Consider the following 24,547-nt stretch of genomic DNA (forward strand, 5'->3'; position numbering starts at 1 on the left):
CTTCGGTAGTCATTAGTTGCTTTAACTACCGAAGCTGGAGCTTCGGTGCTACGGTTATGCTCCAGTCTTACATCAAAATAGCTTTCCGCAAATTGTGGAAAAATCGCCTGTTCAGTGCGTTAAACATTGTTGGCATGGGCGTTGGCATGGCCGCTGTTGGGCTGATGAGCCTATATATCATCCATGAACTGAGCTACGACCGGTTTCATGCCAATGCCGACCGTATCGTGCGCGTGGTACATTACGCCAACTGGCCAGGTGGAAACCTGCAATTGGCACCTACCTCAGCCCCTTACGCAGCCGCCTTGAAGAACGACTATCCGGACGTTGAAAAAACGGTCAGGATTCAACCCGAGGGTGGGGGACAGATCACCTACAAAGACGAGAAGCTGACCGTCGACGATATTATGTTCGCCGACCAGTCTGTGTTCGACGTGTTTTCGTTCCCATTTCTGTACGGCGATCCGGCAACGGCGCTGGCGCAGCCTCAGTGTATCGTTATCACGAAAAACCTGGCCGAAAAGCTGTTTGGCAGTGCGGCCAACGCCGTTGGGCAAACGGTTGAGTTCTCGAATCACTTTCCCAACAGGGTGACGGGCGTTATTGACAACGTACCTACTACCTCTCATCTGCAATTCAGCGCGCTCCGGTCGCTGCCGGCCAATTACACCAATGGCTGGCAGAACTTCGAGCTATACACGTACCTGCTGTTGACCAAGGGCACGAACCCTAAAGCACTGGAAGCCAAACTACCCGGTTTTTTCGAGAAGTACATCAAAAAAGAGATGGGTGATGTAACCTACCGGATGGAGCTTCAGCCGCTGACGTCGATTCACCTACAGTCGCATCTGGATTATGAAATTAGTCCGAATGGTACGCTCAGCACCATTTACACGTTCGCCGTCGTTGCCTTCCTGATCCTGCTGATTGCTGGTATCAACTACGTCAATCTGTATACCGTTCGGGCCATTGCCCGTACCCGGGAGGTGGGCGTCAGGAAAGCCATTGGGTCGCGCCGTGGGCAGCTCATCAGCCAGTTCCTGACCGAATCGATGCTGATGGCTTTTCTGGCTGGCAGTGTGGGCATGGTACTGGCCACCCTTTTTCTGCCGCTATTCAACGAGTTGGCGGGTAAAAACCTCCTTATTAGTGAATACGGTCTGCTCACAACGGCTACGACCCTGGCTGGGTTTACGGTGTTGCTTGGGCTGGCGAGTGGCTTGTATCCGGCTCTGCTCTTATCCGATTTTCGGCCGGTAATGGCGCTGAAAGGGCGGCTGGCGGCTTACTCAACCGGTGGGCAATTTCAGCAGGCACTGGTTGTGTTTCAGTTTGTAGCGGCTGTGGCACTGATCAGTTGCTCGTGGGTAATCTATCGGCAGATGGGCTACGTGACCACCAAAAACCTGGGTTTCAACAAAGAGCAGGTACTCACGTTTCACCTGGATGGTGACTCGGTACGTACCCAGATTCAGGCCCTGAAAAATGAGCTGCGAAAAAGCCCACTGATCGAAGACGTAGCGGCCGCCAGTAACCCCATTGGCAACAATAACATCGGCACCAACGGTATGTTTTTCGAGCAGAACGGAGTCATGTCTGCATCTACGCAGCTTGTGCAGACCTTTTCGGTCGACGCTGACTACCTGGGTACGTTGCAGGTTAAATTGGTGAAGGGTCGCAATTTTACTGATGCCGTCAGCGATCGAATGGGCGCCGTGCTGGTGAACGAATCGCTGGTGAAGCAAATGGGCTGGAAAGAACCCATTGGCAGGCGCGTTAAATACTATCTGGGGAAAGACCAAACCGCTGAAGCACAGGTGGTGGGCGTTGTGAGCGACTTCCACACCTACTCGCTCCAGCACAAGATTGAACCGATGGTGTTGCAAATGCCCGCTCCCTGGGAAAGAGATAATTTGTACGTTCGCATCCAGCCCGCCAAAACGGCCGAGGCGCTGGCGTATATCAAAGCGGTCTACCGCACGTTCGACCCTTCGGCCGAGGTTACTTTTCATTTTCTGGACGAAAACTTCTCGCAGCAGTACAAAGCCGAACAAAAGCAGGGACAGGTTCTGCTCACCTTCACGGTTCTCGCCATCCTAATTTCCTGCCTCGGCCTTTTCGGACTGGCGGCTTACGCTGCCGAGGTGCGGACGAAAGAGATTGGCGTTCGGAAGGTATTGGGTGCCAGTGTGGCCAGTATCGTTACGCTGCTCTCAAAAGACTTCCTGAAACTAGTCTTGATTGCTATCATCATTGCCGCACCGTTGGCCTGGTACGCTATGAATAAATGGCTGGAAAGTTTCGCCTATAAGATTGATATCGAGTGGTGGGTGTTTGCCCTGTCAGGTACGTTGGCCGTAACGATCGCCCTGATAACGGTCAGTTTCCAAAGCGTAAAAGCCGCGCTGATGAACCCGGTGAAGAGTTTACGGAGCGAGTAACTGTAGCGCCGAAGCTCCAGCTTCGGTAGTCATTGATTGCTTTAACTACCGAAGCTGGAGCTTCGGTGCTACTCCACGATCATGCTACAGAACTACATCAAAATCGCTTTCCGCAACCTGTGGCGGTCTCCATTGTATAGTGTTCTAACTATTGGCGGACTGTCCCTGGGTATTGCCTGTTGCCTGCTCATTGCGCTTTACGTTTACGACGAACGGAGCTACGACCGGTTTCATCCTAACGCGGCTACTATCTACCGGATTACGGAAAAACAGAAGCAACCCGAAGGTGTATTCGATGTGGCTGTCACGCCCGGCCCGCTGGCGGCTTCGCTAAAAAAAGACTTCCCGGAAGTAGTTGAAACAGCCCGGATAGGCCAGTGGAACGGGCAGCTAAAGGTTGGCAAGCAGGTTTACGAGGAAAAACAGATGTTCTTTACCGATAATGGGCTGTTTAAGCTGTTCGACTTTCCACTGGTCAAGGGAGACTGGCGCACGGCGCTGACCAAACCCTATGAAGTGGTTTTGACCGAGACAACCGCCCGGAAGTATTTTGGTGCCAACTGGCTAGCGAATCCAGCCGTATTGGGGGCACGACTACGGCTCAACAACGACAAAGACTACACGGTGGTGGGTGTGGCTAAAGACGCACCTGGCAACTCACATCTGCAGTTTGGCGTGTTGCTGTCGTTTAAATCGTTGGAATTGTTTGATGAGTGGAGTATAAAGTGGAGCGGGAACAGCTTCCACACGTACCTGCAACTGCGCGATGGTACTGACGTAGCGGCGTTTGCCGGCAAGATTAAGAATCAGTGTATTCGCTACAATCCCAACACCGAAAATACACTTCAGCTACAACCGCTGACGGCCATTTATCTCTATTCTGATTTTGCATTCAACACCGATTGGGGCGTGCGGGGCAGCATTTTTCACGTAAACCTGTTCACGCTTGTTGGGCTGATCGTGTTGCTGATTGCCTGTATGAATTTTATCAACCTGGCAACGGCGCGGTCGGCGCGTCGGTCGCGTGAGGTGGGGGTGCGTAAAACGGTGGGCGCGCGTCGGCAGCACCTTGTTTTTCAGTTTCTGGGCGAATCATTTCTGCTAACGATAGTGGCGGTGCTGGTGGCTATGTTGCTGGCAGGTATGTTGATGCCGTTGTTCAACCAACTGTCGGGTAAGCAGGTAAGCCTCAATTATGGGTCGTTACCCATCTGGCTGGCACTAGGTACGTTAACGCTGGGTGTTGGGCTACTGGCGGGTCTTTATCCGGCTGTTTTGCTATCGGGGTTTCAACCCGCTAAGGTGCTTACGGGAGTGGGTATCAATAACCTGTCTGGGCGTGGTTTCAGGCAGTCGCTGGTAGTTGGGCAGTTTGTAATGTCGCTGGTGCTGATTATTAGTACCGTGTTCGTTTACAATCAGTTGCGGTTTATGCAGACCAAAAATCTTGGGTTCGATAAGGCGCAGTTGATGTACGTACGAATGGGTGGCGATCTGCGGCAGAAAGCGGGCGAACTGAAGCAGGATCTTCTGCGGCAACCCAGCGTTGAGCTGGCCACCACCACTACCGCCCGCATGATCGATATTGCCAATGAATCGAATATCAGCTGGCCTGGAAAACAGCCGAACGATGATTTTTTGATCACGAACATCAACGTCGACGCCGACTTTTTGGCAACGGTGGGTATGAAACTCGCCTCGGGCAGCAACTTCCGGCCTAAAGCAAAAGCGGACACGACTACAACATTTCTGGTAAACGAAACAGCCGCGCGGCGCATGGGCTACACGGCTCAAACTGCCCTGAATAAGCAGGTTGAGTTTTGGGGCAAGAAAGGCCTGATTTCGGGCGTAGTGCAGGATTTTCACTTCCGCCCGCTCAACGTACCCATTGCGCCCATGATTCTACGATACGAGCCCAGCAACCCGTATTTCAACATGCTGGTTAAAATTCGGCCGGGGCAGGCGCAACTGGCTATTCAACGTATCGGTGAACTGTATAAACAGTACGAGAAAGAAACTCCCCTAGAATATGGCTTCGTCGATCAGGAGTTGGACAATCAGTACCGCCGCGAAGAACGTACGGGCCAGGTGATGGGATACTTTTCGGTGCTGGCTATCCTGATTTCCTGCCTTGGTCTGTTCGGGTTGGCGGCCTTCACCGCTGAGCAGCGCACCAAAGAGGTTGGCGTACGGAAAGTACTGGGCGCGTCGGTTGCCAGTATTGTTACTTTGCTCTCGAAAGACTTTCTGAAACTAGTCATCATCGCCATCGTCATTGCCAGCCCGATTGCCTGGTATGCCATGACCCAATGGCTAGCCGATTTTGCCTACAAAATCGACATCGAATGGTGGGTGTTTGCGCTTTCAGGTACGTTAGCTATAGTTATTGCGCTACTCACGGTCAGCTTCCAAAGCCTGAAAGCCGCACTGGTGAACCCGGTGAAGAGTTTACGGAGTGAATAGCGTGGGGCATGTAGAGGCGCAAGATTTTGCGCCTCTCTCGCGTCAGCCATATTATCAATGGTTAACGTTGCCTGGAAGTTAGAGAATTTAAAAAATGCTGACGCGAGGGAGACGCAAAATCTTGCGTCTCTACTCGCGACGAATGGCTTCGACGGGATCGAGGCGGGCGGCGCGCATGGCTGGGTACGTGCCGAACAGAATACCGATCAGCATGGCGATGGCGATGATGAGGCCAAAGGTATTCCAGGTATAAGCGGCCTGGAAGGGCACATCAGTGATGGCTTTGATGATGGGAATGAAGGCCAGGGTGCTTAGAATGCCCAGGGTTAATCCCAGCAGACTGCCCAGCGTGGAAATGGTGATCGATTCGGAGAGAAATTGCCAGAGAATATCGCGCCGTTTAGCACCGAGCGCTTTCCGCACCCCAATTTCAACGGTGCGTTCGGTGACAGAGATCAGCAGTACGTTCATGACGCCTATGCCGCCCACCAGCACCGAAATGCCGACGATCAGGCCCATGATGAGCCGGAACAGCAGAAACCCCTTCGCCGCCTGATCGACGCGTTGCTCGTTGGTGATAATCGTAAAATCGTCTTTACTGTTTTTCGTATTCGTTTTTAGCCAGCCGTTAATCTCCGTTTTCAGCGCAGGTACGTCTTCCACGCTGCCCGCTTCGATCACGCACATAGGCGGCGTAGCGTTCAGCGTGCTGTCTGATAGGAGCGTGATGGGCATTAGCAGTTGCCCCACTTTGGCATCTTTATCGGCTGAAATACCAATGACCGTGAGCGCTTTTCCGTTATAGATTATCTGTTGGCCAATTGCCGTTTTTTCAGGTTGCTTTCCCACCAGTTGCTTCGCCAATTTCTGGTTAATAATGGCCACCGGACGTTTTGTAGTCAAATCGGCTTCTGAAAATGCCTGGCCATTAACAATCGACAAATCGGGGTGCAGGGGCAGGCTCAGGCCGGTGATGATGGCGCCCGTTTTGCGCGTGGGTGTCTGTATCGTCAGCTCGCCATTCTGCCGACAGTATAGATAGCCGATAGCCGGTTTGCTGAGCGACGAGCGCATTTTTTCGAACGAACCATAATTGAAATGGGCAAAATCGGCTTTACGTACCTGCACATCGTTCACCGTTTTGTACGGGTTCGACTGCACCATGATCGCCTTCAATGAGGTTGTTTTGGTAATCTGCTCCTGCGCATATTGCTCCATACCGTCGATCAGCGACAGAATGGCGACCAGCGCCGCTACGCCAATCACAATGCCCAGGATAGACAGCACCGTATGAAAAAACCGCGTGCGAATGTTTTGCAGGGCGGTCGCGAACGAAACTAGTATTTTCTTCATCGGAGCGTGATGCCTGAGCTTGTAACAGGCGTCACGAAATAGCATACTTCCTGACGTAGAGACAATGTGTATGTGATAAGCGGCCGACTGCCTCTGTGGCTCTGTGTTTGACCAATGTAGACTTAACTCGAAGCGATAATACTCACATTACTCTGCCGATGGCTTAAACAGCAGTTGCCGAATCGACACGAGGTGCCCGAACAGCACGATAGGCACGATAAACGTGGGTAACCAGCTAAACGGAAAGTAAGCGATGGCGATGTTCGGCTGATCGAATGCATATTGTTGCAAGGGTGTAGGGGCCGACAGGAGCGCGTACCGGACAATGGTAAACAGCAGGCCCAAACAGAGAACATTCCAGAACAAGAGAAGCGACCGGCTTAGCCATCCTTTGGCGAGACCGTAAGCGACAAACGGGGCCGTGATGCCAGAGATAATATCAAAGTTGCGTCCTTCAAACGTCATCAGTTCCGGTATGGTTTTGTGCACGAACAGCCAGAATAACACTAGTTCAACCGGGATGCGGACGACATTCAGGTACGTTAGGCCAGTCAGTGGCAGGCTATCCACAAAGCGGCGGCCGGCAGCGGTGGCGAACAGGAAAGCGATGAGCAGTACCGTTGGTAAAATACCGAATAAGACAAGTTTGGGTGGTTCGGGTGTAGCTGTTGGGACGTAGATGCCGCTCCACGTCAGAATTGCCTGAATCAGCAACCAGCCCGTCAGTGCCAGCAAAATGAGCAAGGATCGCCGACGGACAGGTTCGGCGCGTGACTGAATTATGACCCGGTAAAAAAGCAGCAGCGTAGCCAGGGTCGTCAGTATGAAAGTGGCTGGAATATAGGCGGGTAGCGTTGGTAGCATAGGGATTGGCTGGATCCTGTAAATCTCGTAAATCCTGCCAAAAAACAACCTACCGATTATAGGCTATTGATGATGAATGGCTAGCGGTAAAATTCCTGGAGACCTTTCAGAAAACTTAACTGGCCAGTGTCCATGTGCTCAAGTTGGCTGTACACACCTCCTTTCACCACCAGTATGTTATTCGCTTTCAGCTTCTTGGTCAGGTCGTTTACTGGTTTTAGATCCCAAATCGGGTTTTCAGCGCCGCCTACAGCCATAAAAATGTGCGTTGAATCATGTCGACCAAGCGATGTTAGCTTCGATGGAAGTTGATTTAAATAAAAATCGTGGTACCAAAGCGAAGGACTGGCCGCGACAAAGTTCTTGAATTCTCCGGTTCTGTTTGTTGTCTGGGCCAATAGTGAATACAAGGTGAAGTACCCGCCGAACGAATGGCCAAGAAGCGATCTATTTTGTTGGGTAGTTCTGAATGTTGAATCTATCGATGGCAATAACTCACTGATAATAAACTGTCTAAATCGCTCGCCGCCACCGATCGTTGTTAGTTCATCGGATGGTAGAGCCGCCGGGTAGAGATAATCTCTGGTGCGCAGTGAATCCATAGCCTCGAATGATTTATAGCCAACGCCCACCAAAATCAGCGGCGGCAACAGACCTCCTTTTTCATATTGTCGTACACTGGCGGCCAACATGGGAAAATGAAAATTAGCGTCTAACACAACCACAACAGGATACCGCTTGGCTGTACTGTCTTTGTATTCGATGGGCATTTGGGTCTGGATGTAAAAGGAGTCGTTTACCGCTGTGGAAAAAAGAGTAAAGCGGTCATTCTCTTGCGCAACTGGAGGCTTGGGTTGTTTGGTAGAGTGGCATCCAAAAGAGAAAAGCAGGCTGCTAATGGCCAGTAGTTTGGCGAGTTGTGCGGTCATATGAGATGGAACGAATAAGGAGTAGATGCGATGATGAGTGCCGATCAGCACCAACCGTTTTAATGATCCGTCTCTTTTTAAGAATTGTTAATACGTGCGTTGCCTCTGAATACTGTCGTCAACGTGGATTGTGGATTGGACTTAAGTGCTTGTACGGCTGTCCGCTTCCAGATGAAAACGTCCGAATGCGGACAGGTTTGAGTAAAATACTTATTATAACTAATTGATTATCAATATCTAAAATTTACGGTATCGGATTTGGGTAGCGTATAGTCAGCTAACGGCACGCGCCTGTATCTTATGTTCCAGAACCATCTCAAAATCGCCTGGCGGAATCTGATTCGCAATAAAGCCTTCTCTGCTATCAACATCGTTGGGCTGGCTATTGGGCTGGGTACGTGCCTGCTCATCGGTCTGTTTATCCTCGACGAACTGAGCTACGACCGCTACAATGAGAAAGCCGACCGCATGGTGCGGGTCGTGTTCCGGGCGTCGATCAACGGGCAGAAGATTCGGGAGGCGCATGTGATGCCGCCTGTGGCGCAAATCCTGAAAGCGAATTACCCCGAGGTAGAGGCGTCTACCCGGTTGCGCTCCGCCTGGCCGCCGCTGATGAGCTACGGCGAAAAATCGTTTCCGAACGAACGCTTTGCCTACGTCGACGCCGACTTCTTCCAGGTATTTACTTTACCACTCCTCTCTGGCAATGCCAAAACGGTACTGGCAACACCTAATACGGTGGTTATCTCACAGTCGGCGGCGGCTAGATACTTCGGTACTGAAAACCCGGTCGGTAAAGTACTGACCGTGAAAAGCTGGAACGCGACCTTCACCGTGACGGGCGTGATGAACGATGTACCTGCCAACTCGCATTTCCACGGGGACTTTTTTGCATCGATGGTTGGTTTGCCCGATGCCAACTCTACGTCGATGATGACCTCGGAATACCATACGTACCTGGTGTTGCCGAAGGGCTACGACTACAAACAACTGGAAGCGAAACTGCCGAAGACCGTGGCCACGTACATGGGCCCGCAGTTACAGAAAGCGTTTGGCATGAGCCTGAGCGAATTTCTGCAGAAAGGCAATCAGATCGGCTTGTTCCTGAACCCGTTGACCAGTATACACCTCCACTCAGACTCGACGCAGGATCTGGAGCCGGGAGGCAATATCCAGTACGTCTACATCTTCGGAGCCATCGCCGTGTTCATGCTGCTGATCGCCTGCATCAACTTTATGAACTTATCCACAGCCGGCGCGTCGAAACGTGGAAAAGAGGTCGGTGTTCGGAAAGTGCTGGGTTCGCTACGTTCCAGCCTGACGACCCAGTTCCTGACTGAATCCCTGTTGCTCACGGCTGTGTCACTGGTTTTGGCTTTTGTATTGGTTGCCGTAGCCCTGCCTTTTTTCGACGATCTGACGGGGAAGGAATTGAGTCTGAACCTGCTGAAAACACCCTGGCTGGTACCCGCTATTTTGCTGCTGGGTACGTTGGTAGGGCTTTTGGCGGGGAGTTACCCGGCCTTTTTCCTGTCGTCGTTCAAACCCATTGCGGTGCTGAAAGGAGGCACGCCGTTTAGTCGGGCAGGCAAGTCGGGTGTTGGCGTTCGGTCTGGGCTGGTCGTGTTTCAATTCTTCATTGCTATGCTACTGATGGTGGGCACTATGGTAGTGTATCAGCAACTCAACTTTATTCAACACACCAAGCTAGGCTACGATAAAGACCAGGTGCTGGTGTTGCGCGACGCGTGGCGACTGGGCAAAAACGAGTCGGTCTTCCGCCAGCAAGTGGAACAGGATTCACGCGTGGCCAATGTGAGCGTGTCGGGCTATTTACCCGCCGGGCCTTCATACAACAACAATTTCAATACCTATGCCGATAACAATTCGTCGCAGCTAATCACCACGTTGCGCTACGATGTTGATGGTCAGTACATTCCCACAATGGGTATGGAACTGGTGGCGGGTCGCAATTTCTCTCCCAATTTCCCAACCGATTCAACGGGCGTAATCCTGAACGAAACCGCCGCCCGAACGTACGGTTGGGCAGAAAGCGCGCTGGGCCACACCATTACCCATTCTGATAATGATGGTAGCCGAATAACCTATCGGGTCATTGGCGTGGTGAAAGACTTCCATTTCAAATCGTTTCACGAACGCATTTCTCCTTTGCTGATGGTACTTGGAAAAGGCGAGGGATCGATCATCATCAAAGCCAAAACAAAAGACATCAGCGGATTGCTGGCCAGCCTGAACAAGCAGTGGGATGCGTTCAAACCTGAGGTACCGTTCAGCTATTCGTTTCTGGACGAAAGTCTGATGCAGACGTACCTGGCCGAGCAACAAACGGGCCGCGTGCTGGGCCTGTTTTCGGGACTAACCATCTTCGTGGCCTGTCTGGGTCTTTTTGGCCTGGCCATGTTCACCGCCGAGCAACGCCGCAAGGAGATCGGCGTGCGTAAGGTGCTGGGCGCTACCGTTGCCAGTGTGGTGGGTCTGCTGTCTAAAGATTTCCTGAAACCCGTACTGATTGCCATTACTCTGGCTAGCCCCATTGCCTGGTGGGCCATGAATCGCTGGCTCGCCGACTTTGCCTACAAAATCGACATCCACTGGTGGGTTTTCGCGCTGTCAGGTACGTTGGCTGTTGCGGTAGCCCTGCTGACGGTCAGTTTCCAGTCAGTAAAAGCCGCGTTGATGAACCCGGTGAAAAGTTTAAGAACGGAGTAGCCTGTAGCGCCGAAGCTCCAGTTTCGGTAGTGATTGATTGATTTTAACTACCGAAGCTGGCGCTTTGGCCTTACATACAATTATGTTCACCAACTACCTCAAAATCGCATTCAGGAATCTGTGGAAGCACAGGACGTTTTCGGCTGTTAACGTGGCTGGCTTGGCTATTGGCATGGCTACCAGTCTGTTGATTCTGGAGTACGTCAGCTTTGAACGTAGCTACGACACCTTTCATCAGCAGGCGAACGATACCTACCGGATTCAGTATAATCAGGTCAACAGCGAGGGGGCCGTTACGGCTAAAGCCACCACGTTTGCATCGGTGGGCCAGAAACTGCGGACTGCCTTTCCGGAAATAGCATCGGTGGTTCGGTTTCACCGGTCCAGTGCGCTGTTGAGTTATGAGCAGCCGAAACAGGTCAACATGTTTCGCGAAGAGAATATTCTGGCTGCCGATCCGGCTTTCCTGACGTTCTTCTCATTTCCCTTGCAGAAGGGAAATGCGGCAACTGCTCTACAGAACCCGAAGTCGATTGTTATTACGCAGACGCTGGCCCGCAAGTATTTCGGCACCGACGAGCCGATTGGGAAAACCATCAAAATGACTGGCGGTTACGGCGACTGGACCGGCAATAACTACCAGGATGTGAGCTATTATACCGTAACGGGTGTACTAGCTGACATTCCTGGTAATTCACATATACAGCTCAATGCCTTGGTGTCGTTTAATCTGTTTTCGCGCGGCGAGGCTGAGCTATCGAACTGGGGCGATAATTTTTACACCTACGTATCGCTGCAACCCGGTTCATTGTCTCAGGCGCTGACTACCAAATTGCCGGCTTTCGCCAAAGAGCTCTTTGGCGAAACGACCAGCGATGGCCTACAGCTTCAGCCGCTGACCAATATTCATTTAGACGCGCCTCTACTGGGTGAATTACAGACCAACGGAAGCTGGATTATGGTGTCGGTGCTGCTGCTGGTGGCGCTGTTCACGTCGCTCATCGCCTGGATCAACTACGTCAACTTGGCCACGGCGAGAGCCACCGAACGGGCCAAAGAAGTGGGCGTTCGGAAAGTCACCGGTGCTTCGGGCGGTGATCTGCTTTGGCAGTTTCTGGTGGAAGCCATCCTGCTGAACGGGTTAAGCCTGTGCCTGGCCGTTGGTCTGGTAGCTGTTGCTCAGCCGGGCTTCAATGCCTTGATTGGTAAATTGTTATCGCTTCAGATGCTGGCCAATACCTCATGGATACTGATATACGCCGGGTTTTTTGCCGGAGGTATTTTGTTGTCCAGCCTGTATCCCCTTTTTATTAATCTAACTTTTCAGCCAGCCGCTGTATTGCGCGTGCATGGGGCAACAATCGGGCGGGGGCTTTCGCTCCGAAAAGGGCTGGTGGTATTTCAGTTTATGCTGTCGATGATCCTGATTGCCGGTTCACTGGTGATGTATCGGCAGTTAACGTTTATGCAACGCGCTGATGTGGGCGTTTCGCTGAATCAGTTGCTAGTGCTCAATGGCCCCGCCACTACCGATTCGACCTACCAGGCTAAGCTACAGGAAATCAAAGCCGGGCTGCTGAATAATCCGGCTATTAAACGGGTTACGGCCTCTAACCTCATTCCGGGAAAACCCATCACTGGTTTGTCGAAGGCGGGGCTGGTCAGGCGGCTGAATCAGCGGGAAGACGAATCAGGGGGGCGCTATTCGTTCTCGCAGGTCGACTATGAGTTTCAGCAAACGTTCGGGGCTCGACTGGTAGCAGGTCGCTGGTTTTCAGTGAAATATGGCGCTGATGCGGTGTCCGGGCAATCGGTGGTCATCAACGAAACGGCTGCCCGCTTGCTGGGTTATGCCAGTCCGGCTGCCGCCATTGGTCAGCGGATAAACTACCGGATGCAGAGCACGCCCACCATTATCGGCGTGCTGAAAGACTACCATCAACTGTCGCTCAGGAAAACGATTGACCCGATCATTTTTGAGCTGGGCGAGTCTCCCGACGGGTATTTCACGGTCAGTGTCAGCCCGGAGAAGCTGCCCGAAACCATGGCGGCCGTTAAGCAGGTTTGGCAGAAGGTGTTCCCTGACAGCCCGTTCTCGTATTTTTTCCTCGATGATTTTTTCAACCAGCAGTATCAGCTAGACTGGACCCTGGCTCAGTTATCGGGGCTTTTTGCCCTGCTGGCCATTGTCGTGGCCTCGTTGGGTCTGTTTGGCCTTGCTTTTCTAACCACGATTCAGCGCACCAAAGAGATTGGTATTCGTAAAGTGCTGGGCGCGAGTGTGGCCAGTATTGTGACGCTGCTCTCTCAGGACTTACTTAAACTCGTTCTGATCGCCATTCTTCTGGCCAGCCCGATTGCCTGGTACGCTATGCACCGATGGTTGCAGGATTTCGCCTACAAGATCGACATAGAGTGGTGGATGTTCGCCCTCGCAGGTACGTCGGCTATCGCCATTGCCCTGGTAACGGTTAGTTTTCAAAGTATCAAAGCCGCGTTGATGAACCCGGTGAAAAGTTTAAGAACGGAGTAGCCTGTAGCGCCGAAGCTCCAGCTTCGGTAGTGATTGATTGATTTTAACTACCGAAGCTGGAGCTTCGGTGCTACCGCTATGCTACGCAACTACATCAAAATCGCCTTCCGTAATTTGGCTCGTAACCGGGTCAATACGCTCATCAATGTAGTGGGGCTGGCCATGGGATTGGCTTCCTGCCTGCTGCTGTTTACGTACCTGCGCAATGAGCTGAGCTATGATACCTTTCATGTTAACGCCGACCGTCTTGTTCGGGTAACGATGGAATACAGCAGTCAGGGGAAAGTGGGGCAGGCCCCTCAAACAGGCACCAAAGTGGCGCCTGAGCTGGGCCGTCGATTCTCCGAGATCGAAGCGGGCGTACGGCTCATCAACGGGCAGGGTGTAATACGGCTGGGTGAGCAAGTTTACAACGAAAAACGCCTGCTCTACGCCGATTCGGCCTTGTTTTCAATGTTCTCGTTTCCATTGCTGAAAGGGAACCCGCAAACGGCACTAGCAGGTCCCAACCTTGTGGTATTGTCGGAAGCGACGGCGGCGAAATATTTCGGTACGACTAATCCGATTGGGAAGGTGCTTCAGGTAAAAACAGGCGGGCCTGCCGACAAGTACCTGACCGTGACGGGTGTGGTGGCTAATAGCCCAGCCAATTCGCAGATAAAATATGACCTGATCGCCTCCTTTACTACGCTGCGGGCATCGAAAACCGAAGAGTGGTGGTCGGCCAATTATGGCACGTACCTGCTGTTGCGGTCGCCCGAAGCCGTGGCGGCCTTGCAGGACAAGATTCCGGCATTCATGAAATCGCAGTCAGGCGAAACGGGTATGATGGGGGGCGATTACCTGACCTACAAACTCGAACCCATCCGGGAGGTTCACCTCCGCTCATCGGTCGAAGGGATGTTTGAACCGAACGGCGACCTGACCTACGTGTACATTTTCGGCATCATTTCGGTGCTTATCCTACTTATTGCTTGTGTCAATTACATAAACCTGGCTACGGCGCGGGCGGTAGAGCGGTCGCAGGAAGTAGGCGTCCGGAAGGTTCTGGGTGCTGAGCGGGGGCAACTCTTCGGGCAGTTTATGGGTGAGTCATTGCTGGTCACGGGCATGGCGCTCTTACTGGGCCTCGGCCTGGCGTGGCTGTTACTGCCGTTGTTCAACGAATTGTCTGACCGGAACTTCAGCGCGGCTGACTGGGCTACACCTTCCTGGATGCTGGGTGTACTGGGTATTGGCCTGCTGGTAGCCCTGATTGCGGGCGGGTATCCAGCCTGGATACTGGCCCGTTTCCAGCCGATGCGAGCGCTTCAGGGGCGGATGATGGCGGGCAGTGGCAGCCTTCGACGGGGGTTGATCGTGGGCCAGTTCGCCATCACCGCTTTCCTGATCGTGAGCACACTGGTCGTTCGCAATCAACTCGATTTCATTCAACACAAAAAGCTGGGCTACAACCGCGATCGTGTGCTGATGTTACCGACCAGTCAGCAGGTAATCGATAAGTTGCAGACGCTGAAACGCGAGTTCAAGCGCAATGGTAACGTGCAGCAGGTGTCAATGGCCTACGAATCGCCGGTGTTTGTGGGAGGCAGCTATAGTATGGGGCGGCCGGATATGAGCGAAAACCAGCAGAAAATGGTAACGGGCCTGCCCATCGACGATGAGTTCGTGAAGGCAACTGGCCTGCGCATCGTATCGGGTGAAGACCTGACGACCGCCGATGTAGAACGGACCGCTCAGCCCGGCGTAGATAGCCTGGACCGCTACCGGTTTCTGCTCAACGAGTCGGGCGCGAAGGAGCTAGGCTGGACGCCGCAACAGGCCATTGGGCAGAAGATGAACGTCAATGGCCGGGCGGGCAAGGTAAAGGCAGTCGTGGCCGACTTTCATTTCTCGTCGCTGAAACAAAAGGTCGGACCTATCGTGCTATTTCCCGAAAACTACGGAAATGTGCTGCTGGTTAAACTGGGTCAGGGTGAGGTCGCCAATACCCTGCCTGCACTGGAACGTACCTGGAAATCACTGCTGCCCGATCAGCCGTTCGAATATGAGTTTATGGACGAGCAGTTCAATACCCTCTACGCTAGCGAAATGCGGACGGGGCGGGTCTTTAGCGTCTTTGCTTTCCTGTCCATTTTTCTGGGTTGTCTGGGGTTGTTCGGGCTATCGGCCTACACTACGGCGCAGCGCACAAAAGAGATTGGTGTTCGCAAAGTGCTGGGAGCCAGTGTGTACAGCATCGTGGCGCTGCTTTCCAAAGACTTCGTCAAGCTGGTAGCGATCGCCATTGTGATTGCTTCGCCGCTAGCCTGGTGGGCCATGAATACCTGGCTAAACGACTTTACCTACAAGGTCGATGTAAGTTGGTGGGTCTTCGCCGTTGCCGGTACGTTGTCGGTGGCCATTGCGCTGCTAACGGTCAGTTTCCAGGCCATCAAAGCCGCGCTGATGAATCCAGTGAAAAGTTTAAAAACGGAGTAGAGGTAGCACCGAAGCTCCAGCTTCGGTAGTTAAAATCAATCAATCACTACCGAAGCTGGAGCTTCGGCGCTACAGTTATGCTACGTAACTACATCAACATCGCGCTTCGGAATTTGTGGCAGAATCGGCTGCTGTCGGGTATCAACGTGCTGGGCCTGTCGGTGGGGCTGGCCTGTGTAGTGGTGCTGGTGCTGTTTGCGCAGAAATGCCTGACCTGGGACCAGTTTCATACGAAGCTAGACCGGCTGTACTATGTGCAGACAGCCAATCCCGACGGGCAAACGTATAACCAGACGGTGTACCCCATTCTGGACCAGATGCTGCGCGATTATCCCGAAATTGAGACGGGAACGCACATTCAGGGTTGGAACAGCCCCTGGATTCAGTACGGCGAAAAGAGCGTACAGCACCGGACGGCGTACGTCGATTCCACCTTTTTCGATGTGTTCAGCTTCGCGCTCAAGTCGGGGAATCCGGCCACGGCACTGCACAACAAACGGTCTGTTGTGTTGAGCGAAGGTGTGGCTCAGAATCTATTCGGCGGCGTTGATCCCGTCGGGAAAACCGTGATGCTGGATGATACCCTCGCGTATACAGTCACGGGCGTGCTCGATAAAATACCGTCGAACTCATCGCAGCAGTTTGAAGTGCTGCTTCCTGCTGCCAACCTGATGGACGATCCGGGTTTTCGCGCAAACGCTGACTGGTACAACACGTTTGCATCGGTGTTCATCATCCTGAAGCCGGGTACCGACAAAGCCCGTCTGGAAGCCAAATTACCGCAACTGGTAAAGCACCATTTCAGCGCTGAGGCCCAGAATCAGCACCTGAAATTGGGTGCCTACAAAGACTTTATTCACGTTGAAAACCCGTCGTTTTCGGGCCTGATCAACGGTGCGCTGATCATTGCAGCTTTTCTGTTGCTGATCATTGGTATCAACATGGTCAATCTGAATACGGCATCGGCGCTGCCCCGTGCTAAGGAGGTGGCCGTTCGGCAGGTGGTGGGAGCTACCCGCCAACTCGTGCTGAACCAGTTCTGGGTCGAGTCGGGGCTGGTCGTGCTGGTATCGCTGGTGTTGTCGTGGCTGTTTGCCAATTACTACCTAATCCCCGGCTTCAACCAGATGCGCGACGGGCGGATGCAACTCGACATTTCGCTGGTCGATGATTACCCGACCATTCTGACGGTGCTTGGCGTGGCGCTGGTGGTAGCCATAGTGGCCGGAACGTACCCAGCCCTGTACCTGATGGGGCTGAACGTGACCGAATCGGTGAAGGGAAAAATCTCGGCCAGTCCGCAGAAGGGTCGCCTGCGGCAGAATGGGTTGATCGTGCTACAGTTCACGCTGGCCATCATTTTCATGCTCGGGACTATCGGTATGCGTGAACAGATTCAGTACATGAAACAGGCCGATCTGGGGTACGATACGGCCAATCTGCTCGTGTTCAAAACGGATCTGGCTTACCGGAACGAAGCCGCCGCCATCTCGCAGGGACAGGTCATTCTGGATAAGCTGCGCCAGAACCCGAACGTGGTGTCGTTTACCAGTTCAGACGTAACGCCGGTTGGCTACCAGAATAATTTCAACAGCTATTACCCCGAAGGTGAAGAGGTTAGAAAAGTGCATATTCGACACGGATCGGGCGCGGTGGGCTACACCGAAACCTATCGGATTCCGATGATCGAAGGCCGCAATTTCTCCGATGCCTCGCCCGCCGATTCGGCCAATAACGCGGTGGTCATCAATGAGTCGGCCATGCGGGCGTTTGGCTGGAAAACGGCGGTCGGGAAACGGCTCCGGCAGCTGAACAACGAACAGGTATTTACGGTCATTGGCGTCACGAAAGATTACCACTACCTAAGCCTGAAAGACAAGGTAGAACCGCTGGTACAATGGTATTCCGGTCGGCAACGCCTAAACAACTTCCTGACGGTGCGTCTGACCGATCAGGCCAAAGCCCCCGCCCTGATCCGTGAATTGGAGACCGCTTTTCAGAAAATACCCGCCCGTCGGAGTCTGTCGTATGTCTACATCAGCGACGAATTGGCCAGAAACTACCAGGCCATCGATAACATTTGGCGCATGATTGGCTTTGTCACGCTCGTAGCCATTCTGATTGCCTGCGCCGGTATTTTCGGACTTATCTCGCTCGTGGCCAAACGGCGCACCAAGGAGATCGGCGTACGGAAAGTGCTGGGCGCGTCGGTGCTGAGTATCACGACCCTGCTCTCGGCTGACTTCCTGAAACTCGTAGTGCTGGCTATCCTGATCGCGTCGCCAATTGGCTGGTGGCTCGGCAAGAAGATGCTGAACTACTTCGCCTATCACACCGACATACAGTGGTGGTACATCGCAGTGGCGGGTTTACTGGCTGTTGGTATTGCCTTAGTTTCCGTTGTTTTTCAGTCAATTAAAGCAGCGTTAGCCAACCCGGTCACGTCATTACGATCGGAATAAAACTAAGCTCATTTATGAAGTATTTTCTCATTGGCCTGTTGCTCTGCCTCAGCGCAGCCACGATGGCCCAACACGCGCCTACTTCGCTTCGGAAACGGATTTCCGACGATGAAAAAACGCTCTCGATAAAAATCGATGGCGTTCAGAACGGACAGTTCGTGCATTTCGATCAGTCATTCGATGTGTCGGGGATGAATCAGCTGCAAAAAGAATGGTTGACCTTCCGGGCGTTTCAGTCGCAACACGTACCTGTATCGGTTAGCGAAATTCCGTGGCTGATTCTATTGACGCTTGGTATCGCCTCGTTGCTGGGTACGTTGCTTATTATCATTTACCAGACACAACGTGCCTCACAGATGAGCGCCGTAAAGGGATTTTAACTTACCGTGAAATGAATGTGGTTTGGGACAGTTACCATGTACTGCCCCAAACCCGCCCCAAGCCTCGTGCCCAATGCCCTATGCTTCATAACTACATCAAAATCGCCCTTCGCAACTTGTGGAAACATAAGCTGTTCTCGTTCATCAATATCTTCGGGTTGGCGTCGGGGTTAATGGTGTGTATGGTCATGATTACTCATCTCAAAGGCTCGTTCGAGTACGATGACTTTCACCCTCATCGAAATCGGATTAGCCGTATTCTGACGGATGTGACCGACCGAGGCGGGAATCGAATGGCTTTTGCTACTACCCCTTTACCTCTTGCCGACGCATTAAGTTATGACTATGGATTTATAGAAAAAACAACGCGTGTGGTGCGAGTTTACGGCGATTGCTACGCTCAGCGAAGCTGGTTTGACAATGTAGTGACGTTAGCCGTAGACCCATCTTTCTTTCAGGTCTTTGGCTACTCGTTAGCGCAGGGATATCCTGCTGCTGCACCCAATACGGCCGTGCTGACTCATGAAACCGCCATCAAACTTTTTGGACATGGTAATCCGCTGGGGAAAACCATTCGCCATAATCAGCTTGGCAATCTGACTGTGACAGGTGTATTGACTGAGCACGCACCTCATACCCACTTGTTTTTCGATGTGTTGGTATCGACGTCATTTGAAACGCCACTCTTCCAGCAACAACTCACTAACTGGCAGCAGTATGAAGCAGGGTATACCTATGTGCTGTTGAAGCCGGAGACACACCTTCAAACGTTAAAAACAGCGCTTACGCAATTAGCTCACCGGCACAGTTCGAAGTGGGCGCGCACAGCCGCTACCGAAGCAGGATATACATTCCGGATTCAACCGCTAAACTCGATCTCGCCCGCCAAAGAAGGGCTGAGAAACGGAACTGATGAGCCGGGCCGCCTGGAGTTACTTATTGAGCTGGGGGTTGGGCTGCTTACGTTGCTGTTGGCTGGCTTCAATTACATCAACCTTACACTTGCGCGTGCCACCAATCGAGCCCGTGAGGTAGGAATCCGAAAGGTGGCCGGTGCCCGGCGATGGCAGTTGATAGGGCAACTCACTATCGAGGCAATGATTCTATCGCTAAGTGCGTTGGGTATAGCCTATCTGATGATGCTGGTAATCAGTCCAATGCCTTCTATTCAGCAGTACTTTATTGGTGGTGTCAGGCAGGATGTTACCCTGTGGCTTATATTCATACTGTTCAGCCTGACAGTTGGGTTTATCGCCGGCCTTATTCCAGCGCGCATATTATCAGGCGTCGACGTTGTGACAGTGCTACGTTCAGCTACCGGCCTCAAAATCATTCGGGGAGTATCCATGCGTAAAGCGCTGATTGTCTCACAGTTTACGCTGACTCTTATTGCTGTTATTTTTATTATGACCATGCTTCGCCAGCAACAATTCATGGCCAGAGCAGACTATGGTTTTCGGCGCGAAGGGGTGTTGCTTGTTCCTGTAAGCGAAGGAAAGGGCCAACGGCTATCAGCTAACCTATCGCGGCAGGCCGGGGTGCAATCCGTCGCCAATGTGTCGCACCGGCTAGGAGGTACCGGTGGCTTCATATACACATCAGTGCGTTTGCGGAAATCTGCTTCCGATTCAGTGCGAATGTCTTTGATGAGTGTTGATGCCGGTTTTTTGCCTACGATGAACCTTACGTTGCTGGCGGGACAGAATCTTCCTGAGTCGGTAGTTGATTCAGTAGGACAATTTGTTGTCATCAACGAGAAAGCGGCGCATCAACTTGGATTTGTAGACGCCCGAATAGCGGTGGGGCAACGGTTCTGGTTAGATGACCGCCAGGAACTGACCATTATAGGTGTGATAAAAGACTTTAACCACTCAAGCCTTGCCCAAAGGCTTGAACCGCTAATACTGCGCTATCAACCTGCTGCTTTTCGTTACCTCTGCATAGCCGTTATGCCTGGCCAAGAAACAGCTATGCAGGCAAAAACAGAAGCGATTTTTCGGCAGATCGATCCGCAGCAATCCTTTGCGGGGCAGTGGTATACCAGTTATCTGGAAGAGCGCCATGCCCGCAGTAATGATACAAACGTCTTGCTCGTGCTCATTGGTTTGGCTCTGTGCATAGCTTGTCTTGGGCTATTCGGAATGGTTACTTATCAGACCGAGATTCGAACCAGAGAGGTAGGCGTTCGTAAAGTGCTGGGCGCATCGGCTACGCAGATTGTGGCCCTGCTTGCCCGAGACTTCGTTAACCTGCTGCTCGTTGCCGCTATGATCGCACTTCCGATTGGCTACCTGTATAGCAGACTTGTACTCGCCAATTTCGCTTACCATGTCGAGGTTGGCTTTGAAACATTGGGCACCTGCCTGCTGCTCCTAATGGTGGTGGGTGGCCTTACAATCGGATGGCGAACGTACCTCGCTGCCCAGGCAAATCCTGTAAAATCCTTACGAACTGAATAAACTTCTACGATCATGGCGCACATCGCTATTCCTATTCCGAACGTACCTGGCAAACAGGACATCGAAATTGACGTGACTATCAACGGGCAGAAACAGGCCTTGCATTATCGTGTCGAACTCTTCTACTGGAGCGACTGCACCGTGCCGACGTTCGATCGGGTCGAGTGTATTCAGCAATTGCTGGCCAGCTACGATCAGGATTGGACGTTGTACTACATTGGTGCCCCTACTGACGAGTTCGTGCCAGTCACGTTTGTAAGGAAAGAAGATCTGATCAAACAGCGCCGCCTGCGACAACTGGCTTAGAGCGGGGGCTAGGGGGCTTGATCTGCAATCTCGTTCAGGGTGGGCTTGGCTAGGGTTAAGACCGGAATAAAAGCTTACAGAAGAATTTCGTAAAGTTCGGCGGTAGTTAGTATGTTATCAAAACCGAGTCCTCTCAAATGCTTAATCAGCTTTTTGTCTCCCGTCCATAACCAAGCCTTTTTTTGTAGAGTCAAGGCAACAAAACTGATATCATTGGCATCAACTCCAGCGGTTAAACGGTCGGCTTCAAGCCAATTATCTTTCTCGATCATCGTTTAGTTGATGAAATCGATTTGCTTTAAGATCGTGTAGAGTACTATACTAACGTCATTGACCGGCTGCTTGGCTAATTCAACAATCTTAGCCTGATGTTTGAATAATTCAGCAAAGGCGTAATGGCAACTGACTCGCTCAATCGTTGGCAAAGGGCTGAGCAGAATCTCTGTGATTTTGTTGTTGGGTGAGATGCAGGCACTCAATAGAATATTTGTATCGACAACGACAATCATGGGAGAAACCGTGACTTGTTCTCCGACCACCATGACTTGTCGATCTGTTGAGCTAGTTCGGTCGCCTGTTCTTCTGCTCCCTGATTGCTAGCCGTAATCTCCAATACATTGATGTAGTCGATCAGCTTCTGAACGGCCTGCATATTGATAGAGCCGCTCGTTTCAATCAAGATATTTCGGTCTTGTTGTGTGATAACCATGGTGTCTACCCTTTTATCAAATGTACTATATCTTAACTCAAACTGCCAGATCCAGATTTTAATTCGAATTGGCAGTTTGAGTTAACACGTACCTACCGCGTATAGAGCGATCCTTTGGCGATGGTCGACTCGTATTCGTAGTTGATCGTTTCCAGGAATTTGCCCGTTACCCAACCAATGTCGGCGTCGCGGATGAAAACGAAGCGTTTTGGCCCGCCTTTGCTATTGTAGCCATTCATTGTGGCTTCCAGTAACAAAATGCCCGCAATCAACTGCTTCTGATTCAGTTGATTCTGAATCTGGCCGATGTCACGAGCGGCTTTGTCGCGGGTGGCTTGATCGGTAATCTCGGTCAAGTTAGGTTTTGTTAGGGTCGAAAAATCGTTCAGAACCAGGTTTTTAAATTGCGTGATGTCGGCCTGACTAATCGGAACGGCCGTGGTCATGGCTTTCTCGGGATGCAGGTACGTGACCAGCGCCTGGGTAATGGCCCCACCTACGCCCACCGTTTGGCGTTGCTGAATACCGGGTAGGTCGGGCGTCAGGCTCTTTTCGGCCAGTCCGGTAGTTGCCCGTTGCGCTTCCCGCTTGAACGCATCAATATTCATCGACCGTTTCGGGTCAATCTGCTCAACCAGTGTGTTGATCCCAATCGGGAAATTCACTGAATGAAACTTCTTGGTATCATCGAAATAGCCGCCCATTACGCTGCCGCCGCCGATATTAAGGGCTGAGGTAGATGGCCATACTTTGCGCGGAATAGCCCCAATTGTGAACAGTTCGGCTTCACGAGCGGCGCTGATCGTGGTGTCGATGCGCAGGTTGGTGCCGTTAGGTAAAATCGCTGCCAGTTGGTCATAAAGACGGTTTTTGTCGATCGGTTTGCCGTTCCGAACATCGCTGCTGAACACAATAAATACCCGCTCGTTGGGAATGTTATACCGCCGAATCGAGTCCAGGCATTCTTTCAGGGCAACGCGGCCTTTCTGAGGTGAATTAGAGGCGTCGGCCACCAGTGTCACATCTGGAATATCGATCACCGACCGGATGTCTTTTTCGTAGAAATCGCTTTCGTACTGCGTCTTGAAAATGGCCAGCTTGATGTCCGATGCGCCAATCTGAATGCCGGCGTATAAGTTCTTGCCCGACACATCGCGGATGATTTCGTTGACGCCCCACGCGCTCGCTACGTATTTAAGTTGTGCATACTGGGTACGTGCTTTTTCCAGATAACGCACCGACGTATCGAAATCCTGCAAATCTTTATACGAGAGTCCCATCACTTCGTTGGCAATAGCCTGCCAGTATAAACTGCCTTTGGTGGCGGGAAAAGCACGCTTCAGTAAGGCAATCGACTCGTCGGATTTGTCGACTTCACGCAGCGTAATCGCTAATTTAATGTATTGAATGGCCTGCGTAAGCGATTTAGCTTGTTGGGCAAAGCTGGTCAGCGTAAAGCCGACAAAGAGGAGAGAGAAGAGTAAACGTTTCATAATTAATGGGTTGTTAACGCTAAAAAGTCCGTTTTTTTCGGTTGAGAACACGCTCAAGAGCACTTTCATCGGGCGTAGGCTCAGCCTCTGCACGCGTGGTTTCTGTCAAACGCGGCGAAACACGAATGTTCTTTTTGGTTGTACGTACGGATTCTGGCTCCGGTGCGATGTTGGCCGACGGGTCTGTCATGGTCAACGCCAGCCGAAGCGGGTAATCGGGTTCATACGGGCTCTCCGGGGGCGTGCTCTGCGGAAGGCGAGCGTGTCGGGCTCCCCTTTTGCGGGTGCGATCCGAAGAGCGTGAACCAGCCAGAGAAGTGGCTGCCACTTGCCCGGTTTGGGTGCTGTACCAACCTTCGGTACTGTTGAGAATGGTTCGACCGTCTACGAAACGACTCTTGCCGCTGTACCTGACCAATCCCGCTGATAAATCATACTCGATCCGGGTAGCGGTCAGTACCGTTTTGTGGTGCTGAAAAAGTACATGGCCAAGTAATGTTGCCTGCCGGGTAAGCCCGTCGTAAATCAGGGAATCGCTTTTTACGGTAATGGAATCGCTCTGGACCAGAAGCACATGTCCGCCCGCATACACACGGCTGGTTTTCTGCTGATGCGCGGCCCTGTCGCAGAATAGAACAACCTCTTGATGCCTTAACCGGACATGGCCGACATACCGACGAACGTCTTCCTCCTGAGTGATACGAATGGCTTTCCCGGGTAGAACTTCCAGCTTAACAGGGTCTTTACTGGCTGAGGGTGAGATTGGTTGGCGTTGTGCCAGTGCTGTAAAATGAAAACACGTAAGTAGTGGGATTACATACAGTTTACTCATGGCAATAAAAAGCTCCCTACAGAGCGGCGATTCATGAATGGGTTGAAAAGCTACATACTCCAATGTAGGTGATCTGGATGCCTGAGACTGACAGAATTGATGAATAATGCTA

General features: G+C 52.1%; 15 protein-coding genes and 1 pseudogene. 9 read left to right on the forward strand and 7 right to left on the reverse strand.

From position 1 onward, the window contains the following. Positions 1–56 precede the first annotated feature (56 nt). On the forward strand, positions 57–2,441 hold the full coding sequence (locus ACAW87_RS00505) for an ABC transporter permease (RefSeq protein ID WP_370721187.1): 2,385 nt from the start codon (positions 57–59) through the stop codon (positions 2,439–2,441). A gap of 81 nt (positions 2,442–2,522) precedes the next feature. Next, positions 2,523–4,904 (forward strand): ABC transporter permease, encoded by a 2,382-nt coding sequence (locus ACAW87_RS00510; protein WP_370721188.1) that lies wholly within the window; start codon positions 2,523–2,525, stop codon positions 4,902–4,904. 129 nt (positions 4,905–5,033) lie between these two features. Here the strand turns inward: ACAW87_RS00510 and ACAW87_RS00515 are convergent, their stop codons facing one another. From ACAW87_RS00515 to ACAW87_RS00525, 3 genes are all read right to left on the reverse strand, one after another. After that, positions 5,034–6,257: an ABC transporter permease gene (locus ACAW87_RS00515; protein ID WP_370721189.1), complete on the reverse strand. Its 1,224-nt coding sequence runs from the start codon at positions 6,255–6,257 to the stop codon at positions 5,034–5,036. Between the two features lie 147 nt (positions 6,258–6,404). Continuing rightward, positions 6,405–7,121 (reverse strand): DUF8737 domain-containing protein, encoded by a 717-nt coding sequence (locus ACAW87_RS00520; RefSeq protein WP_370721190.1) that lies wholly within the window; start codon positions 7,119–7,121, stop codon positions 6,405–6,407. 80 nt (positions 7,122–7,201) lie between these two features. Continuing rightward, positions 7,202–8,050: an alpha/beta hydrolase gene (locus ACAW87_RS00525; RefSeq protein ID WP_370721191.1), complete on the reverse strand. Its 849-nt coding sequence runs from the start codon at positions 8,048–8,050 to the stop codon at positions 7,202–7,204. Positions 8,051–8,350: 300 nt separating this feature from the next. Here ACAW87_RS00525 and ACAW87_RS00530 point away from each other — a divergent pair, with 300 nt between their 5' ends. The 7 genes from ACAW87_RS00530 to ACAW87_RS00560 all read left to right on the forward strand — a co-directional run bounded on the left by ACAW87_RS00530 (position 8,351) and on the right by ACAW87_RS00560 (position 21,401). Beyond that, positions 8,351–10,780, forward strand: coding sequence for an ABC transporter permease (locus ACAW87_RS00530; RefSeq protein WP_370721192.1), 2,430 nt, complete (start codon positions 8,351–8,353; stop codon positions 10,778–10,780). Between the two features lie 82 nt (positions 10,781–10,862). Further along, positions 10,863–13,313: an ABC transporter permease gene (locus ACAW87_RS00535; protein WP_370721193.1), complete on the forward strand. Its 2,451-nt coding sequence runs from the start codon at positions 10,863–10,865 to the stop codon at positions 13,311–13,313. 78 nt (positions 13,314–13,391) lie between these two features. Continuing rightward, a complete protein-coding gene (locus tag ACAW87_RS00540; RefSeq protein WP_370721194.1) occupies positions 13,392–15,794 on the forward strand; it encodes an ABC transporter permease in 2,403 nt (800 codons plus the stop codon). 77 nt (positions 15,795–15,871) lie between these two features. Next, entirely contained in the window at positions 15,872–18,256 is a 2,385-nt protein-coding gene (locus ACAW87_RS00545; RefSeq protein ID WP_370721195.1) for an ABC transporter permease, read from the forward strand. A 14-nt stretch (positions 18,257–18,270) separates the two neighbouring features. After that, positions 18,271–18,636 carry a hypothetical protein gene (locus ACAW87_RS00550; protein WP_370721196.1) on the forward strand — a complete coding sequence of 122 codons (366 nt, stop codon included), beginning with the start codon at positions 18,271–18,273 and terminating at the stop codon, positions 18,634–18,636. Between the two features lie 80 nt (positions 18,637–18,716). Then, on the forward strand, positions 18,717–21,095 hold the full coding sequence (locus ACAW87_RS00555) for an ABC transporter permease (protein WP_370721197.1): 2,379 nt from the start codon (positions 18,717–18,719) through the stop codon (positions 21,093–21,095). Between the two features lie 12 nt (positions 21,096–21,107). After that, the gene (locus ACAW87_RS00560) at positions 21,108–21,401 is read left to right on the forward strand and encodes a hypothetical protein (RefSeq protein ID WP_370721198.1); all 294 of its coding nucleotides are present in this window, start codon (positions 21,108–21,110) and stop codon (positions 21,399–21,401) included. 74 nt (positions 21,402–21,475) lie between these two features. Here the strand turns inward: ACAW87_RS00560 and ACAW87_RS00565 are convergent. From ACAW87_RS00565 to ACAW87_RS00580, 4 genes and pseudogenes are all read right to left on the reverse strand, one after another. Further along, positions 21,476–21,943, reverse strand: a pseudogene (locus ACAW87_RS00565) (PIN domain-containing protein). Then, positions 21,907–22,110, reverse strand: a complete 204-nt coding sequence (locus ACAW87_RS00570) for a hypothetical protein (RefSeq protein ID WP_370721199.1) — start codon at positions 22,108–22,110, stop codon at positions 21,907–21,909. The pseudogene ACAW87_RS00565 and the gene ACAW87_RS00570 overlap by 37 nt, the downstream one beginning before the upstream one ends. A gap of 92 nt (positions 22,111–22,202) precedes the next feature. Next, on the reverse strand, positions 22,203–23,603 hold the full coding sequence (locus ACAW87_RS00575; protein ID WP_370721200.1) for a tetratricopeptide repeat protein: 1,401 nt from the start codon (positions 23,601–23,603) through the stop codon (positions 22,203–22,205). A gap of 19 nt (positions 23,604–23,622) precedes the next feature. After that, positions 23,623–24,435: an OstA-like protein gene (locus ACAW87_RS00580; RefSeq protein WP_370721201.1), complete on the reverse strand. Its 813-nt coding sequence runs from the start codon at positions 24,433–24,435 to the stop codon at positions 23,623–23,625. Between the last annotated feature and the right edge of the window lie 112 nt (positions 24,436–24,547).

The sequence above is a fragment of the Fibrella aquatica genome (assembly GCF_041321135.1).
Classification (GTDB): domain Bacteria; phylum Bacteroidota; class Bacteroidia; order Cytophagales; family Spirosomataceae; genus Fibrella; species Fibrella aquatica.

Coding starts and splice junctions, on each gene's coding strand:
- ACAW87_RS00505 (WP_370721187.1), top strand. CDS start 57: ATGCTCCAGTCTTACATCAAAATAGCTTTCCGCAAATTGTGGAAAAAT.
- ACAW87_RS00510 (WP_370721188.1), top strand. CDS start 2,523: ATGCTACAGAACTACATCAAAATCGCTTTCCGCAACCTGTGGCGGTCT.
- ACAW87_RS00515 (WP_370721189.1), bottom strand. CDS start 6,257: ATGAAGAAAATACTAGTTTCGTTCGCGACCGCCCTGCAAAACATTCGC.
- ACAW87_RS00520 (WP_370721190.1), bottom strand. CDS start 7,121: ATGCTACCAACGCTACCCGCCTATATTCCAGCCACTTTCATACTGACG.
- ACAW87_RS00525 (WP_370721191.1), bottom strand. CDS start 8,050: ATGACCGCACAACTCGCCAAACTACTGGCCATTAGCAGCCTGCTTTTC.
- ACAW87_RS00530 (WP_370721192.1), top strand. CDS start 8,351: ATGTTCCAGAACCATCTCAAAATCGCCTGGCGGAATCTGATTCGCAAT.
- ACAW87_RS00535 (WP_370721193.1), top strand. CDS start 10,863: ATGTTCACCAACTACCTCAAAATCGCATTCAGGAATCTGTGGAAGCAC.
- ACAW87_RS00540 (WP_370721194.1), top strand. CDS start 13,392: ATGCTACGCAACTACATCAAAATCGCCTTCCGTAATTTGGCTCGTAAC.
- ACAW87_RS00545 (WP_370721195.1), top strand. CDS start 15,872: ATGCTACGTAACTACATCAACATCGCGCTTCGGAATTTGTGGCAGAAT.
- ACAW87_RS00550 (WP_370721196.1), top strand. CDS start 18,271: ATGAAGTATTTTCTCATTGGCCTGTTGCTCTGCCTCAGCGCAGCCACG.
- ACAW87_RS00555 (WP_370721197.1), top strand. CDS start 18,717: ATGCTTCATAACTACATCAAAATCGCCCTTCGCAACTTGTGGAAACAT.
- ACAW87_RS00560 (WP_370721198.1), top strand. CDS start 21,108: ATGGCGCACATCGCTATTCCTATTCCGAACGTACCTGGCAAACAGGAC.
- ACAW87_RS00570 (WP_370721199.1), bottom strand. CDS start 22,110: ATGGTTATCACACAACAAGACCGAAATATCTTGATTGAAACGAGCGGC.
- ACAW87_RS00575 (WP_370721200.1), bottom strand. CDS start 23,603: ATGAAACGTTTACTCTTCTCTCTCCTCTTTGTCGGCTTTACGCTGACC.
- ACAW87_RS00580 (WP_370721201.1), bottom strand. CDS start 24,435: ATGAGTAAACTGTATGTAATCCCACTACTTACGTGTTTTCATTTTACA.